At 71.8% G+C, this 14610-nt stretch carries 14 protein-coding genes; 8 read left to right on the plus strand and 6 right to left on the minus strand.

Annotation, left to right across the window (positions count from 1 at the left end):
* Positions 1-10: 10 nt before the first annotated feature.
* Both ABZT47_RS13560 and ABZT47_RS13565 read right to left on the minus strand, forming a co-directional pair.
* Complete coding sequence (locus ABZT47_RS13560; RefSeq protein ID WP_354840300.1) at positions 11-232, minus strand: helix-turn-helix transcriptional regulator; 222 nt, start codon at positions 230-232, stop codon at positions 11-13.
* Positions 232-717: a DUF2975 domain-containing protein gene (locus ABZT47_RS13565; RefSeq protein WP_354840303.1), complete on the minus strand. Its 486-nt coding sequence runs from the start codon at positions 715-717 to the stop codon at positions 232-234. Before ABZT47_RS13565 ends, ABZT47_RS13560 begins: the two co-directional genes overlap by 1 nt.
* 263 nt (positions 718-980) lie before the next feature.
* On the opposite strand from ABZT47_RS13565, the gene ABZT47_RS13570 reads away from it, so the two are divergent.
* Positions 981-1109: a hypothetical protein gene (locus tag ABZT47_RS13570; protein ID WP_354840306.1), complete on the plus strand. Its 129-nt coding sequence runs from the start codon at positions 981-983 to the stop codon at positions 1107-1109.
* Between the two features lie 394 nt (positions 1110-1503).
* Here the strand turns inward: ABZT47_RS13570 and ABZT47_RS13575 are convergent, their stop codons facing one another.
* Together ABZT47_RS13575 and ABZT47_RS13580 are read right to left on the minus strand one after the other, a co-directional pair.
* A complete protein-coding gene (locus tag ABZT47_RS13575) occupies positions 1504-2064 on the minus strand; it encodes a Clp protease N-terminal domain-containing protein (protein WP_354840309.1) in 561 nt (186 codons plus the stop codon).
* A 1-nt stretch (position 2065) separates the two neighbouring features.
* Positions 2066-2299, minus strand: coding sequence for an RNA polymerase subunit sigma-70 (locus ABZT47_RS13580; RefSeq protein WP_354840311.1), 234 nt, complete (start codon positions 2297-2299; stop codon positions 2066-2068).
* Between the two features lie 176 nt (positions 2300-2475).
* On the opposite strand from ABZT47_RS13580, the gene ABZT47_RS13585 reads away from it, so the two are divergent.
* A complete protein-coding gene (locus ABZT47_RS13585; protein WP_354840314.1) occupies positions 2476-4167 on the plus strand; it encodes an ABC transporter ATP-binding protein in 1692 nt (563 codons plus the stop codon).
* A gap of 1 nt (position 4168) precedes the next feature.
* Positions 4169-5947: an ABC transporter ATP-binding protein gene (locus ABZT47_RS13590; protein WP_354840317.1), complete on the plus strand. Its 1779-nt coding sequence runs from the start codon at positions 4169-4171 to the stop codon at positions 5945-5947.
* 86 nt (positions 5948-6033) lie between these two features.
* Here ABZT47_RS13590 and ABZT47_RS13595 read toward each other — a convergent pair whose 3' ends face one another.
* Together ABZT47_RS13595 and ABZT47_RS13600 are read right to left on the minus strand one after the other, a co-directional pair.
* Entirely contained in the window at positions 6034-7443 is a 1410-nt protein-coding gene (locus ABZT47_RS13595) for a pectinesterase family protein (protein ID WP_354840320.1), read from the minus strand.
* A 291-nt stretch (positions 7444-7734) separates the two neighbouring features.
* Positions 7735-9798 carry a prolyl oligopeptidase family serine peptidase gene (locus ABZT47_RS13600; RefSeq protein ID WP_354840323.1) on the minus strand — a complete coding sequence of 688 codons (2064 nt, stop codon included), beginning with the start codon at positions 9796-9798 and terminating at the stop codon, positions 7735-7737.
* Positions 9799-9865: 67 nt separating this feature from the next.
* Between ABZT47_RS13600 and mshB the strand changes: the two genes are divergently transcribed.
* The 5 genes from mshB (at position 9866) to ABZT47_RS13625 (ending at position 14101) form a co-directional block, all read left to right on the plus strand.
* Positions 9866-10771 (plus strand): N-acetyl-1-D-myo-inositol-2-amino-2-deoxy-alpha-D-glucopyranoside deacetylase, encoded by a 906-nt coding sequence (gene mshB / locus ABZT47_RS13605; RefSeq protein WP_354840326.1) that lies wholly within the window; start codon positions 9866-9868, stop codon positions 10769-10771.
* A gap of 10 nt (positions 10772-10781) precedes the next feature.
* Complete coding sequence (locus tag ABZT47_RS13610) at positions 10782-11699, plus strand: DUF6113 family protein (protein ID WP_354840329.1); 918 nt, start codon at positions 10782-10784, stop codon at positions 11697-11699.
* Between the two features lie 10 nt (positions 11700-11709).
* Positions 11710-12216, plus strand: a complete 507-nt coding sequence (locus tag ABZT47_RS13615; protein WP_354840332.1) for a flavin reductase family protein — start codon at positions 11710-11712, stop codon at positions 12214-12216.
* A 14-nt stretch (positions 12217-12230) separates the two neighbouring features.
* The gene (locus ABZT47_RS13620; RefSeq protein ID WP_354840335.1) at positions 12231-12656 is read left to right on the plus strand and encodes a hypothetical protein; all 426 of its coding nucleotides are present in this window, start codon (positions 12231-12233) and stop codon (positions 12654-12656) included.
* A gap of 254 nt (positions 12657-12910) precedes the next feature.
* Complete coding sequence (locus ABZT47_RS13625; RefSeq protein ID WP_354840337.1) at positions 12911-14101, plus strand: MBL fold metallo-hydrolase; 1191 nt, start codon at positions 12911-12913, stop codon at positions 14099-14101.
* Positions 14102-14610: the final 509 nt, after the last annotated feature.

Here is a 14610-nt window from a genome sequence, read left to right on the forward strand (position 1 = left end):
CCCGGGCAGGTCATCCGCCCGCGGCGTCCTCGGCCTCCCAGCGCAGCAGGTCGCCCGGCTGGCACTCGAGCACCTCGCAGAGGGCGGCGAGCGTGGTGAAGCGCACCGCCTTGGCGCGGCCGTTCTTCAGTACCGCCAGGTTGGCGGGGGTGATCCCGACGCGGTCGGCGAGTTCGCCCACCGACATCTTCCGCTTGGCCAGCATCACGTCGATGTCGACGGCGATCGGCATCAGATCACCTCGTCCAGCTCGGCCTGCATCCGCGCCGCTTCGACGTCGCGCGCGACGGCCTGGGCGAGCAGCATCCGCAGCACGAGCACGATGAGCGCGACCCCCAAAATGGCCAGGCCGACCCCGCCCATGATGACGGTGACGCCCGGGTCGTCCCGCTGGCCCGGCGCGTTGAGGGCCGTGACCGCGAACCACAGGAGGGCGGCCGCCACGATCGCGCCGATCACGGCGTCCACGTACCGGAAGGCGGCGTGGGAGAACACGGTTCCGCGTCGCACCATCGCCAGCAGCCGCCATACGCAGACCAGGGCGACCTGGACCGACACCATGCCCAGGATCGCGATCAGGCGCAGCGGGGTCAGCGGGAGGGACCCCTCCTCCGGATCCGTGGCCAAGGCCCACACCATCCCTGCCTGTACCAACACGGTGCCTGCGAGCAACACCGCGAGCACGGCGCGAAGCGCGCGCACCGCCAGCTTTCCCATGACCCGTCCTCCCATCGAGTTACGATGGGAATCTATCGAATATCGATAGATGAGGCAAGGGTGGGGCTGGAGGCCGGCGGCGGCCTCCGCGTCGTGGCGGGACGCCGCCGCCCTCAAAGCCCTGGGCCGCCCCGCGGGGTGGCAGGAAGTGGTCAACGCGGTGCAGTTTGCTGCCGCTGAATCGTCTGTTCCGGGGGCTCACGATGCCGGAGAGTTGTTCTCACAAGGACAGAACAGAACAACTCAGAGAAAAGAGATTCGAAATGACCGCCACCGTTTTCTCCGCCGCCACCGCCGCCCGTTCCGCCGGCACCACCTGGGACTCTTTCTCGCGCACCGCGGGCACCACCTGGGACGGTTACTCCCGCGCCGCCGGAACCACCTGGGACTGAGAGACCGTCTGAACCGCAGATGACCTAGAGCGACCCTTCGATAAAAACGAAAATCGATTCACCGCGGCGATGGCGACCGCGAACCGGACCTCTTTCCTCAAGCCTCCGACGAACCAGCGCATCGCGCGATTCCCGGGACATCTGACATCCGGACGAAGTTTCCGGCTCCCGGACGACGGCGACGGCAGGCGTCGAAGCCACGAATGACGAGAACGCCGAATCACGTGACGGCGAGAATCGTGGCCATCACCTTCTTGTCCCGCCCCCTCGCTTCCCTCAGGCCGCCCGCCGGCCGAACCCCCCAGGCCCTCGAGGCCGTCCGGCCGCCGTCGCGTCGAGCCGGCGAGGTGCGACGAGGGGCAGGCGGCGGTGGCGTTCACAGGCGGCGGTGTGTTCAGTTCAGTTCGGCGCGGATCTCCTGGCGCAGGGCGGTGAAGTCGATGCCGGCGTCGGCTATGACGCGGGTGACCAGGCCGTCGCCCTCGCGGAGCAGGCCGAGCAGGATGTGGCCGTCGCCGATGTAGTTGTGGCCCAGGTGGATGGCCTCGCGCAGCGACAGTTCGAGCACCTTCTTGGCGCGCGGGCCGAAGGGGATGTGCCCGCCCAGGCTCCGTGAGGAGCGCCGAGGGTCGCGGTCCAGGGCTCCGGGACCGAAGGCGGCCTCGACCTTCTGGCGTATCGCGTCGAGGTCGATGCCGATCGACTCCAGTGCGTCGGCGTCGATGTCGTCCGTGCTGTCGCCTGTGTTCGCCCCCAGGACGCGGGCCACCGCGTCGCCCGCCGTGTCGTGGTCGAGGCCGTGGCGGGCCAGGACCCGCGCGGTGACCGAGTCGGTCTGGGCGAGCAGTCCGAGCAGGACGTGCTCGGGGCGGATCGTGTCGTGGCGCAGGACGGTGGCCTCATGCTGGGCGTGGGCCACGGCCTTCCGGGCGTCGGCGTGGAACCGTTCGAACATCTCATTTCTCCCGTCTTAGCAGTCCGCGGCCGCCCGCGTACTTCTTGTGGACCGCCTGCCTGGTGACGCCGAGCAAGACCGCGATCTCCTGCCAGGTCCAGCCCTGTTCGCGGGCGTTGTCGACCTGGAGTGCCTCGAGCCGCTCGACCAGAATCCGCAGCGCCCGCACGGCACGCAGGCCGACGGACGGATCGCGGCTGCCGGCGTCGGAGGCCAGCTGTGCCGTATCGCTCATAGCCGTCAATATAGGTTGACACGGCGTGGCGTGTCAACAGTGGTTGACGACCTGCCGAAAAGTGGAAGATCTATTGCGCACATCGGGGACGGTGCAGGGTTTTGGCAGGTGGCCCCGCAAGACGGCCGGAAAATCGATTGCCGGGCGGGGTCCCCGGCTGGAAGCCTGGAAAGGCCATGCGCTCCCTTCCCGTCGCCGATCCCGGCGTTCCCGATGCCCGCAGTCCGATCCGGTACCTGTGGTGGGTGGCGCGTGGGCAGGCGGGCCCCGTGTGCGTCGGCGTGGGCTACGCGATTCTGTGGTGGCTCAGCCAGGCCCTGGTCCCGCTGACGCTGGGCAAGGCCATCGACAGCCTCACCGCCGACGACACCGGCGGCCTGGTCCGCTGGTCGGCCACACTGCTCGGCCTCGGCGTCCTCACCGCCTTCGGCGGAGTGATGCGCCACCGCATGGCCGTCTACAACTGGCTGGCCGCCGCCTACCGCACGGTGCAGGTCACCGTCCGCCAGGCCACCCGGCTCGGCCCCACCCTGCCGAAGCTGCTGTCCACCGGCGAGGTGATCAGCGTCGGCAACTCCGACATCGCCCACATCGGCAACACCGTGGACATCCTGCTGCGCGGCGTCGGCGCCGTCGTCGCGATCGGCGCGGTGACGATCATCCTCCTGGTCACCTCCCCCCAGCTCGGCCTCATCGTCCTGGTCGGCGTGCCGCTGATGGCCGTGGCGCTCGCCCCACTGCTCCGGCCGCTGCACCGCAGGCAGCACCGCCAGCGCGACCTGCAGGGCGACCTGGCGACCCGGGCCTCCGACATCGTCGCCGGCCTGCGCGTGCTGCGCGGCATCGGCGGCGAGGCCGTGTTCGCCGGCCGCTACCGCGAGGAGTCCCAAGGGGTGCGCGAGGCCGGGGTGCGCGTGGCCTCGGTCGACTCCGCCATGGACGGCGCCCAGGTTCTGCTGCCCGGCATGCTCATCGCCTTCGTCACCTGGCGCGGCGCCCACTACGCCCTCGACGGCACGATCACGGTGGGCCAGCTCGTCGCCTTCTACGGCTACGCGCTGTTCCTGGTAGGCCCGCTGCGCACGCTCACCGAGGCCGCCGACAAGATGACCAAGGGGCACGTCGCCGCCCGTAGGGTCGTCCGCATCCTGTCACTTGAGCCCGAGGTCGCGGGCGCCGGCACGGCCACCGCCGAGGGGGGCGACCTGGTGGACGCCGCCTCGGGCGTGGTGCTGCGCGCCGGCCGGTTCACCGCCCTGGCCGGCGCGGTCCCCGAGGAGGTCATCGCCGTGGCGGAGCGGCTCGGGCACTACGTCGCGGCCGACGTCACCTTCGGTGGCGTGCCCCTGGGCGACCTGGCCACCGAGGAGGTCCGCCGCCGCATCCTGGTGGCCGACAACGCGGCGCGGCTGTTCAGCGGGCGCCTGCGCGACCAGCTCGACGTCGCCGGCCGCGGCTCGCGGGACGAGATGCGCGAAGCCCTGCACGTCGCCTGCGCCGAGGACATCGTCGACGCCCTGCCCGACGGTCTGGACTCGCACGTCGCCGAGGCCGGGCGCGAGTTCTCCGGCGGCCAGCAGCAGCGGCTGCGCCTGGCCCGCGCCCTGCTCGCCGACCCCGAGGTGCTCATCCTGGTCGACCCGACCAGCGCCGTGGACGCCCACACCGAGGCCCGCGTCGCCGAGCGTCTCGGCAAGGCCCGCCTGGGCCGCACGACGCTGGTCTGCACCACCAGCCCGCTCGTGCTCGACCGGGCGGACACCGTGATCTTCCTGGAGGACGGCCGCGTGCGCGCCGAGGGTTCCCACCGCTCCCTGCTGGCCTCCGACCCCGAGTACACCGCGACCGTGACCCGCGGGGAGAGCTGACGTGAGCGCCCAGAGACAGATCCTGCCCGTCGCCGACCAGGCCCAGGTGCGGGCCTACGCGCGGCGGCTGACGCTGAAGTATCCCGGCCGGCTGGCGCTGGCCCTGGGCCTGCACGGCCTGGCCGCCGTCGCCGGGCTCGCCGGGCCGCGGTTCCTCGGTGAGCTGGTCGAGGACGTGCGTGCGGGCACGGGCGCCGACATCGACGCCATCGCGCTGGCCATCGCCGGTTTCGTCGTCCTGCAGGCCGTGCTCATCCGTTACGCCGTCTACGCCTCGGCCAAGCTGGGTGAGAAGGTCCTGGCCGAGCTGCGTGAGGAGTTCGTCGACCGCGTCCTGGCCCTGCCGCTGTCCACGGTCGAGCGCGCCGGCTCCGGCGACCTGATCACCCGCACGTCGCGCGACGTCGACGCGCTGTCGCGCACCGTGCGCCACGCCGTCCCCGAGACGCTGATCGCCGTGGTCGCCGGGGCGTTCGTGATCGGCGCGCTCGCGCTGGTCGGGCCGCTGCTGGTGCTGCCGTCGCTGGTCGCCGTCCCCCTGCTGTGGTACTCCACCCGGTGGTACCTCAAGCGGGCCAGGGACGGCTACCTGCGCGAGAACGCCGCGTACGCCGAGATCACCGAGGGCCTGACCGAGACCGTCGAGGGCGCGAGGACCGTCGAGGCGTTCGGCCTGCAGGGCCGCCGCCACGAGCGCACCGACCGCGACATCGCGCGGTCGTGGGCCGCCGAACGGTACACACTGGGCCTGCGCACGGTGTGGTTCCCCACCGTCGAGTTCGGCTACGTGCTGCCCATCGTGGCGACGCTGCTGGCCGGCGGCCTGTTCTACCTGCGCGGATGGGTCGACCTGGCCCAGGTGACCGCGGCCACCCTGTACGTCCAGCAGCTCATCGACCCGCTCGACCGGCTGCTGTCCTGGGTGGACGAGCTCCAGGTCGGCGGGGCGTCCATGGCGAGGCTGCTCGGCGTGGCCAACGTCCCCGACGACCGCAGCGCCGGCGCCGCGCGTCCCGAGGGTGAGCGGCTGGCCGCCGAGGACGTCCGGTACGCCTACCGCGAGGGCCACGACGTGCTGCACGGCGTCTCTCTGCAGGTGGCCCCCGGGGAGCGGCTGGCGATGGTGGGCCCCTCCGGCGCGGGCAAGTCCACGCTGGGCCGCCTGCTGGCCGGCATCCACGGCCCGCGCACCGGCTCGGTGCGGGTCGGCGGCGTCCCACTGGTCGAGCTTCCGCTGGACGAGCTGCGCGGGCACGTCGCCCTGGTCACCCAGGAGCACCACGTGTTCCGCGGCACGCTGCGCGACAACGTGCTCATCGGGCGTCCGGACGCCGGCGACGAGGCGGTCGAAGAGGCGCTTTCAGCGGTGGACGCCCTCGAATGGGTGCGGGCGCTGCCGGACGGCCTGGACACCGCCGTGGGCTCCGGCGGCGTCACGGTGTCGCCGGCGCAGGCACAGCAGGTCGCGCTCGCCCGGCTGGTGCTCGCCGACCCGCACACGCTGGTGCTGGACGAGGCCACCTCGCTGATCGACCCGCGCGCCGCCCGCCACCTGGAACGGTCGCTCGCCGCCGTCCTCGCGGGCCGCACCGTGATCGCCATCGCCCACCGGCTGTACACGGCGCACGACGCCGACCGCGTCGCCGTCGTCGAGGACGGCCGCGTCAGCGAGCTGGGCTCCCACGATGAGCTCGTCGCCGCGCAGGGCGCCTACGCCGCCCTCTGGGAGAGCTGGCACGGCGCCTCCCGCCAGCCCGCCGAGCCGGGCGGGGCCCGGTGACCGGGGGCGGTCCGGTCACCGGGTGATCTCCTGCCCGGCGCGGCGATGCCCGCCGCCCCGCCGGGAGCCGTCCGCGGGTTCTCCGGTCAGCCGACGGGGTTCCAGCCGTCGGATCCGGCGAGATACCGCTGCGGGGTGTAGTTGGCCGCCTGGGAGTCGGCGAGCTGGGGACGGTTGGAGTTCGTCCCGGCCCCCGCGCCGGTGTTCCGGTATTCGAGGAACCGCGCGTTCTTCCATGAGTTGCCGGACATGTCGGTCCAGGGCTGCGAGGTCTTGATGGTCGCGCTGAGCGAGGACTCCCGGTAGAGCACCTGGGCGTCGGGACCCCAGGGCCGTCCCAGGTTGGTGGTGTTGCCGGTGGCGCCGGTGATCCGGGACTTGTAGATCAGCAGGCCGTAGGTCTTGGAGGCCGCGGTGCGGGCCGCGGTGAGCGGACCGCCGGTGCTGCGCTTCTCGTAGATGTCGCAGTTGTCGAACACGGCGGTGCCGCCGCCGAAGATGAAGTCGACCGTGCCCTCGACGTAGGAGCCTCTGACGTACGCGCGGGCGGAGTCGTTGACCAGCAGGGTGTCCTGGTCGCCGAGCAGCCGGACGTTCGTCAGGGTCGTGCGGTCGGAGTCCAGGCGCAACGCGACGGCCTGCTGGTCGACCGTGGTGCCGTTCTCGGTGTAGTCGTTGGACACGGTCAGGTTGGTCGCGGTGAAGTCGCGGGCGGACACGATGGCGGTGTAGCTGCTGAACGTGCCGCCGCTGCTGGCCGCCGACCGGTTGTTCACGATCACGGTGTTCGCGGGCGAGGAGCCCAGGCCCTGCAGGGTGACGTACGGCTTGTTCACCGTGACGATCTCACGGTAGGTGCCGGGCTTGATGGTGATGGTGACCCTGCTGGTGTTGTTCGACGGGACGGCGTTGATGGCCGCCTGCACGGTCCGGTACTTCCCGGTGCCGTCCGACGCCACGGTCGGCTGACCGGCCGGCGTGGGTGTGGGCGTCGGGGTGGGTGTCGGTGTCGGCGTCGGCGTCGGCGTCGGTGTGGGGCTGGGCGTGGGTGTCGGCGTGGGGGTGGGCGTCGGGGTCGGGGTCGGGGTGGTGGGCGAGCCGGTGCAGGCGGTGCCGTTGAGGGTGAAGGCCGCGGGGATGGGGTTGGAACCGGTCGAGGTTCCGTTGAAGCCGAAGGCGGTGGAGGCCCCGGTGGCCAGTGACCCGTTGTAGGAGACGTTGGAGGCGGTCACGTCGCTGCCGCTCTGGGTGATGGAGGCGTTCCATCCCTGGGTGACGGTCTGGCCGGCGTCGAAGGACCACTTCAGCTGCCAGCCGGAGATGGGATCGCCCAGGTTGGTGATCGTGACGTCCGCGCTGAACCCGTAGCCCCACTGCGCGGTGATGGCGTAGGACACCCGGCATCCCGCCGCGGCCGACGCGTGCGGCGGCAGCAGGACCGAGGCCGAACATACGGCGGCCAGCGCTCCGCCGGCCGACAGCAACCGCTTCAGCATCATGTGGCCTGTACCCCTTTCCCTGCGAAGTCGGAGGCGCGGGGGGAGCTAAGCCGATTAAATTGGGTTAGTCAACAAAGTAAGGGCACGTCACTCCGCGGGAGGGATCCATCTCCCGGCGTGCTAGCTGCGGTTTTGAGTACGGACGCGCGCCCGGTCACCGTCCACGGCGGGCGAAACGTTCATCGCCGGAGTCGTCGTGACGCCGGTGCGTCAATCCCTCCGGAGACCGGAGGGATTCCGCCGGGCAGGCCCCCTTTCCGGGGGAGGGCCTGCCCGGCGGCCACGGGGTCAGGCGCCCAGGGACTTCTTGAGGAAGTCGACCTGGAGGTGCAGGAGGTTCTCCGCGACGACCTCCTGCGGGGTCATGTGCGTGACGCCCGACAGCGGCAGCACGACGTGCGGACGCCCCGCGGCCAGCAGCGCCGACGACAGGCGCAGCGTGTGGGCCGCCACCACGTTGTCGTCGGCCAGGCCGTGGATGAGCAGCAGCGGCCGGGACAGCTTCTCGGCGTCGGGCATCAGCGAGGTCTGCTCGTACACCTCCGGCCGCTCGGCGGGGTGGCCGAGGTACCGCTCGGTGTAGGCGGTGTCGTACAGGCTCCAGTCGGTGACCGGGGCGCCGGCGATGGCCGCGTGGAACACATCAGGGCGGCGCAGCACGGCCAGCGCCGCCAGGTAGCCGCCGAAGGACCAGCCCTTGATGGCGACCCGGTTCAGGTCCAGGTCGTCGGGGTAGAGCCGGGCGGCGCCGTGCAGCGCGTCCACCTGGTCTTCGAGCACCGGGCCCGGCACGTTGTGCAGGATCTCGCGCTCGAACGCCGGCCCGCGGCCCGGCGTGCCGCGGCCGTCGGCCACGATCACCGCGAAGCCCTGGTCGGCGAACCACTGCGGCTCCAGGAAGATGCGGCCGTTGGCCATGACGCGCTGCGCGTGCGGCCCGCCGTAGGGGTCCATGAGGACGGGCAGCCGCCGCGAGCCGGGCACGTGCCCGCTGGGCAACAGGACGGCGGTGGCCAGGTCGCGCTCACCCGTGCGCACCAGCGAGACGCGCGGCTCCAGCCGGGGACGCTCGGCCAGCGAGGCGATGTGCAGGCGCTGCTCGCCGCGCCGGACCTGGACCGTGGTGCCCGGACCGTCCAGGGTCTGGGAAGCGATGAGCAGGGTGCCCGCGGTGAGCCGGCCGTTGTGCACGCCGGGCTCGGCGGTGAGCGGGGTGATCGCGCCGGCCGACCACGTCCACAGGTGGATCTCGGTCGGGTCGCCGCTCGCGCGGAACAGCACGGTGTCGCCGTCGACGCCGAGCACGTCCCGCACCTGCAGGGTCGGCGGGGTCACCGGGGCGTCGCCGACGATCAGGCGCCGTCCGCCGTCGGCGTCGGCCACCCACACCAGCGTGCCGTCCCCCAGCCGCGCGGGAACCCCGCCGACGACGTCCACCCACGCCTCGTCGGTGTCCTCGCGCACGAGCGTGGCCGCTCCGGTGGCCGGGTCGACCGACCAGAGCCTGATCGCCTTCTGGTCGCGGGGCATGGTGACGATCGACGGCCCGTAGCGGTCCCAGGAGGCGTTCACCAGGTACTCGTCCTCGAACGGGACGGGCACGCGCGAGCCGTCCAGCCCGAGGATCACCAGCTCCACCGTCGCGTTGGCCGTGCCGGCGGCGGGATAGGCGACGGCGGTGGGAGTGCGGCCGGGATTGGCCGGATCGGCGATGTGCCACACCTGGACGGGCGACTCGTCGGCGCGTTCGGCCAGCAGCGCCGTGCCGTCAGGCGACCACCAGTGGCCGCGCATGCGGTCGAGCTCCTCGGCGGCGATGAACTCGGCCAGGCCGTAGGTGACGTTCTCGGCCTCGGGCGCGGCCAGCGCGCGGTCGGCGCCGGTGGCGACCTCCTGCACGCGCAGCGCGCCGCCGGTCACGTACGCGACCGTGGAGCCGTCGGGGGACAGGCGCGGGTCGATCACCGGCCCGGGCGTTTCGAGCCGGCGCACCGTGCCCGACGACAGGTCGGCGAGGTAGAGCCCGCCGGACAGCGCGAACGCCGCCGACGTCACGGCGGCGTCGGTGGCGTAGGCGACGACGCCGCCCGCCTGCTCCCTGGCCCGCTCGCGCCGGGCCCGCTCCTCGGCCGGCAGGTCCTCGTCGGCGGCGCCGAGGTCGGCGGGGTCCACCACCAGGCGCTCGGCGCGGGAGGTGAGGTCGAGCTCCCACAGGCACGTCACGGGGTCGGTGCCCGACCGGCTGCGCAGGAAGGCGACACGGCCGCCGTCAGGGGAGATCGTGAACCCACGGGGCGCTCCCAGCGTGAAACGGCGGGTCCTTGCGTAAAGACGGGGAAAGCTCTCACTCATGCCCTCATCCTGCCAGGTGGGCTCATGGCATCGCCGTTCTGTCGGTCGGGTTGGCTAGCCTTCGGGCATGACAGATCGTCGATTGCTGCTCGTGCACGCCCACCCCGATGACGAGACCAGCGGCACGGGCGCCACGATGGCGAAGTACGCCGCCGAGGGCGCCCATGTCACCTTGGTCACCTGCACCCTCGGCGAAGAGGGCGAGATCGTCGTGCCCGATCTGGCCCATCTCGCCGCCGGCAAGGAAGACCGGCTCGGCGAGCACCGCATCGGCGAGCTCGAGGCCGCCTGCAAGGCGCTGGGCGTCGAAGACCACCGTTTCCTCGGCGGCGCCGGCCGCTGGCGCGACTCCGGCATGATGGGCGAGCCCACCAACGACAACCCCTCCTGTTTCTGGCGTGCCGATCTCGACGAGGCGGCCGGCGAGCTGGTGAAGACCATCCGCGAGGTCCGGCCGCAGGTGCTGGTGACCTACGACGAGAACGGCTTCTACGGCCATCCTGACCACATCCAGGCTCACCGCGTCGCCTGGCGGGCCTTCGAGCTGGCCGCCGACGCCTCCTTCGGCGAGGGCGAGCCCTGGCAGGTCGCGAAGTTCTACATCACGGCCATGTCCAAGTCGTCCCTGCGCAAGGTCGGCGAGGCGATGCGCGAGGCCGGCGTCGAGTTCTTCGCCGACGATGTGGAGGACATCCCCTTCGGGTCCGCGGACTCCGAGATCACCACGGTGATCGACGCCCGCGCGTACGGCTCGGCCAAGCTGGAGGCCATGCGGGCCCATCGCTCCCAGATCGACCTCACCGCGCCGTGGTTCGTGGTGTCCCAGAAGGCCGGCGAGGGAGCGCTCGGCGTCGAGCACTACATCCTCAAGGCCGGCGTCAGCGGCCCGGCGGGGCGGGCGCTGCCGGAGGAGGAGGGCGGGCTCGGCGAGCCGGGCGACCGCGAAGACGATCTCTTCGCGGGCATCGGCTAGCCTTCGGAACATGGACGAAGAGCAGGACAAGGCCGACCCATCGCGCCAGGCCAGGGCCGATGCCCGCCGCCCCGGCGACCGGGCCGAGGCCGACGTCCTGCGTCCCGGCGACCGGGCCGAGGCCGACGTCCTGCGTCCCGGCGACCGGGCCGAGCCCGACGTGCCGCGCCTCGGCGACCGGGCCGAGGCCGACGTCCTGCGGTCCGGTGATCAGGCTGAGGCCGACGTGGCGTGTGCGGGCGACCACCCAGGGGGCGACACTCCCCACCCTGTCCCCGACGGCCCCGACGGCCCCGACGGCCCCAGCGCCCCCGGCGCCCCCGGCGTTCCGGGCGGCGGTCCGGGAGATGCCCACGTCCCCACGGGTGGGCCCGAGGGAGCGTGGGTTCCTCCTGGCGGGCAAGGGCCCGTCGGTGGGGTCGCGGCGCAGGGGGAGTGGCCGCAGGCGGCTGAGTCCTGGACCGAGAGGTGGCGGGAGGGGTACCCGCCGGAGGCCGAGCCCAGTGCCGTGGTCACCGGTGCCGCCTACGGCATGCTGTTCGTGCTCGGTGCCGTCTACGGCGTGGTGTCCGGCCTGCAGCACTCGTGGGGCATCGGCGATCTCGTGCCGCCTGTCCCGATCGTCCTGTCGCTGATCCTGTTCGGTCTGCTGTACGGGGCGGGCCGGCTGATGGGCACCAAGCTGAGCGCTTTCGTCACCGGCATGGGGTGGATGCTCATCGCGCTGGTCTTCGCGATCAAGCAGCCCGAGGGCGATCTCATCGTGGCGGCCACGCCGGCCGGCTACTGGTATCTCGGCGGCGGGGCCATCGCCCTGGTGGTCGCGGTCCTGATGATCCCCTCGCCGGGCTCCTGGCTGCTGCGCCCGGGGCCGTTCGGCGGTGGCAACGCGCGCCCCATGAACATCTCGGATGGTATGTCCGCATAAGCTGGCCAGCGTGCATCAGGGACCCGCGGAGAACCGTCTCGATCAAGAGGTCTTCCGCAAGGTCACCGGCCGCTTCGCCACCGGCGTCGCCATCGCCACCACGCTGTCCGGCGGCGTCGACCACGCCATGACGGTCAACTCCTTCTCTTCGGTCTCCCTGGAACCCCTGCTGGTGCTGATCTGCGTCGAGAAGATCGCCAGATTCCACGCCGCCGTGCTGGATGCGGGGGTTTTCGGCATCTCGATTCTCGGCCAGGACGGGGAGGACGCCTCGCGGGCCTTCGCCACCCGCGGCCTCACGCTCGAACGGCAGCTCCACCGCTGGTCCCACCGGCGCGGCTCGCTCGGACTGGCCCTGTTCGACAGCGCCATCGCGACGCTGGAGTGCCGGACGACGGCCGTGCACGAGGCGGGCGACCATTCCATCGTGGTCGGCGGCGTCGTCTCTGCGGACCTGCCCCGGGACGTCGCGCCGCTGCTGTTCCACGAGGGCCGCTACCACCGTCCGGGCGGCTGAGCGACAATCGAGGCATGCGCGGTCGGCACCGGGCAAGGCAGGTCGTCAACTACGTCAACCTGTCGACGCCGCTCGGGTTGCTCATCGCCGTGGCCGGGCGGGCCCGGGTGCGGCGTGGCGAGCACGGCCTGTTGTACGCGCACGGGTACCGCATCCGCTTCCCGGTCGCGGGGGCCTTCACCGTGGGCAATGTCGTGGTGACGGCCCAGGAGGAGGGCTATCTGACCGGCGCCCTGCTCCGGCACGAGGCGCGGCACGCCACCCAGTACGCCTTCTGCGTCGGCCTGCCCATGCTGCTGCTGTACGTGCTGGCGGCCGGGTTCTCCCTGGTCGTCTGCGGCCACTACGCCTCGTGGAATCCGTTCGAGCGGCTCGCCGATCTGGACGAGGGCGGATACCCGAGGCACCCGGCCCGATGGCGAAGGCGCACCCTGGAGTGAGAGGAATCCCGCTTCGGCGGGAATGTCAGTAGATGACATATCGGGGAGGAAGCCCGCGCAGGCGGGAACGTTACTGGACGACACACCTGCGGTGAGCAGCAGATTTTCGACCACCATGTCGGCATCAGGGAGGACATGACGGATACCTCCGTCGGCTGAGGCATGTTTTCCGCCCACGGGGGATCATGACAGCAGAGTGGTGATCCCCAACTGGAAACAACCCGCCTCCACTCGGTGACGAACAGGAGGGTCGAATGTCGCAAACCGTCAGTCCTGAGGTCTCCCCGGTCGTTCAGCCGAGTGAGCCCGGCACGCCGCTCCCGCTCGCCACGCCGTCGCCCGGACGTGCCCCTTCGTCCCCGGAGCCGGCCGCCTCCGCGACGCTCTCCGGGCGCGCGCCCTCGTCCCCGGGCCCGGGGACGCGCCCGCCCGTCACCCCGTCCTACGAGCCCGCGACGCGCCCGGGCCCGGCCCCGTCCTACGAGCCCGCGACGCCGCCCGGCGGGCCGGCCGCGCCGCGGCGGTTCCCGGCCGACTTCAAGGACCGGCTGACCTGTCCGCTGCCCGACTTCCGGGAGATCGTCAGCGTCACCTGGCACGGCGGGCTGCGGCCGGACATCGGCGACGTCGACCAGATCCCGGTCCTGCGGGCCGGCCTGCCGCCTGTCGCCGCGCAGGACGCGGCCGTCACCTGGGTCGGCCACGCGACCTACGTGCTGCGCATCGGCGGGCTGACCGTGCTGACCGACCCCGTGTGGTCGCGCAAGATCCCCGGCGTGCGCCAGCGGCTCACCCCGCCCGGGCTCGCCTGGAGCGACCTGCCGCCGGTGGACGCCGTCGTGATCAGCCACAACCACTACGACCACCTCGACGCTCCGACGATGCGCCGCCTGCCCCGCCACACACCGGTGTTCGTCCCCGCCAACCTCGCGAGCTGGTTCACCAAGCGAGGGTTCACCAACGTCACCGAGCTGGACTGGTGGGAGAGCGCCCAGATCGGCGAGGTGAGCTTCGACTTCGTGCCGGCGCACCACTGGAGCCGCAGGACGCTGTTCGACACCTGCAAGTCGCTGTGGGGCGGCTGGGTGCTGACCTCGCCGCGGCAGCGGATCTACTTCGCCGGCGACACCGCCTACGGGGACCGCTTCAAGCAGATCGGCGAGCGCTACCCCGGCATCGACCTGGCCCTCATGCCGGTCGGCGCGTACGAGCCGCGCTGGTTCATGCACGTCACCCACGTCGACCCGGCCGAGGCCGTCCAGGCGTGCCAGGACGTCGGCGCGCGGCGGATGGCGACCATGCACTGGGGGACCTTCGTCCTGTCCGGCGAGCCGCTGATGGCCCCGGTCCAGGAGACCCGCGCCGCGTGGATCGCCGCCGGACGCGACCGCGCCGACCTGTGGGACCTGGCCGTCGGCGAGACCCGGACCCTGACCGCCGGCTGACGCGGCTCGGGACGGGGGCGGGCGGCGGTGACGAAGGCGAGTCAGAGGACCGTCTCGCGGCGGCGTTCCCCGTCCACCGGCGGCATCTCGGCGAAGGTGAGCAGTGGGCGTCAGCGTGGGCGTCGGAGCGCCGGCGAGGCCTCGCCGGGCGAGGCCCCGGCGGGCCGCCGCCGATAATAAGGCGTCCCCGGCCGGTGATCAACGTCTTTTCGCCCTGTCCAGAAGCGGACAGCGAATGGTATGCGCCTTTTGCTGGAATTGCGGAAGCGTGTAGGTGTATGTCCGCAGGTGGGGCTTCGCTGCTCCGCTATCGCCTCCAATAAGTGCGAAGCCGGAATACCGGCATGCGGCTGTCCGACGCGCCGCTTTTACCAGCCTTGGAAACCGGGGTCAAGGCATTGATTAGCCCCTTAATGCATGGAATACCGGATGCATCCGCGTAAGCAAGCCACGGAGGAGCATTCAGGTGGAAAACCCCCCGAGCACCACAAGAACCCCACGATCCCCCC

This window comes from Sphaerisporangium sp. NPDC005289 (genome assembly GCF_040607455.1).
GTDB classification, from domain to species: domain Bacteria; phylum Actinomycetota; class Actinomycetes; order Streptosporangiales; family Streptosporangiaceae; genus Sphaerisporangium; species Sphaerisporangium rhizosphaerae.

Excerpts from the sequence above, each read along its gene's own strand:
- ABZT47_RS13560 (WP_354840300.1), bottom strand. The coding sequence starts at position 232 with ATGCCGATCGCCGTCGACATCGACGTGATGCTGGCCAAGCGGAAGATG.
- ABZT47_RS13565 (WP_354840303.1), bottom strand. The coding sequence starts at position 717 with ATGGGAAAGCTGGCGGTGCGCGCGCTTCGCGCCGTGCTCGCGGTGTTG.
- ABZT47_RS13570 (WP_354840306.1), top strand. The coding sequence starts at position 981 with ATGACCGCCACCGTTTTCTCCGCCGCCACCGCCGCCCGTTCCGCCGGC.
- ABZT47_RS13575 (WP_354840309.1), bottom strand. The coding sequence starts at position 2,064 with ATGTTCGAACGGTTCCACGCCGACGCCCGGAAGGCCGTGGCCCACGCC.
- ABZT47_RS13580 (WP_354840311.1), bottom strand. The coding sequence starts at position 2,299 with ATGAGCGATACGGCACAGCTGGCCTCCGACGCCGGCAGCCGCGATCCG.
- ABZT47_RS13585 (WP_354840314.1), top strand. The coding sequence starts at position 2,476 with ATGCGCTCCCTTCCCGTCGCCGATCCCGGCGTTCCCGATGCCCGCAGT.
- ABZT47_RS13595 (WP_354840320.1), bottom strand. The coding sequence starts at position 7,443 with ATGCTGAAGCGGTTGCTGTCGGCCGGCGGAGCGCTGGCCGCCGTATGT.
- ABZT47_RS13600 (WP_354840323.1), bottom strand. The coding sequence starts at position 9,798 with ATGAGTGAGAGCTTTCCCCGTCTTTACGCAAGGACCCGCCGTTTCACG.
- mshB (WP_354840326.1), top strand. The coding sequence starts at position 9,866 with ATGACAGATCGTCGATTGCTGCTCGTGCACGCCCACCCCGATGACGAG.
- ABZT47_RS13610 (WP_354840329.1), top strand. The coding sequence starts at position 10,782 with ATGGACGAAGAGCAGGACAAGGCCGACCCATCGCGCCAGGCCAGGGCC.
- ABZT47_RS13620 (WP_354840335.1), top strand. The coding sequence starts at position 12,231 with ATGCGCGGTCGGCACCGGGCAAGGCAGGTCGTCAACTACGTCAACCTG.
- ABZT47_RS13625 (WP_354840337.1), top strand. The coding sequence starts at position 12,911 with ATGTCGCAAACCGTCAGTCCTGAGGTCTCCCCGGTCGTTCAGCCGAGT.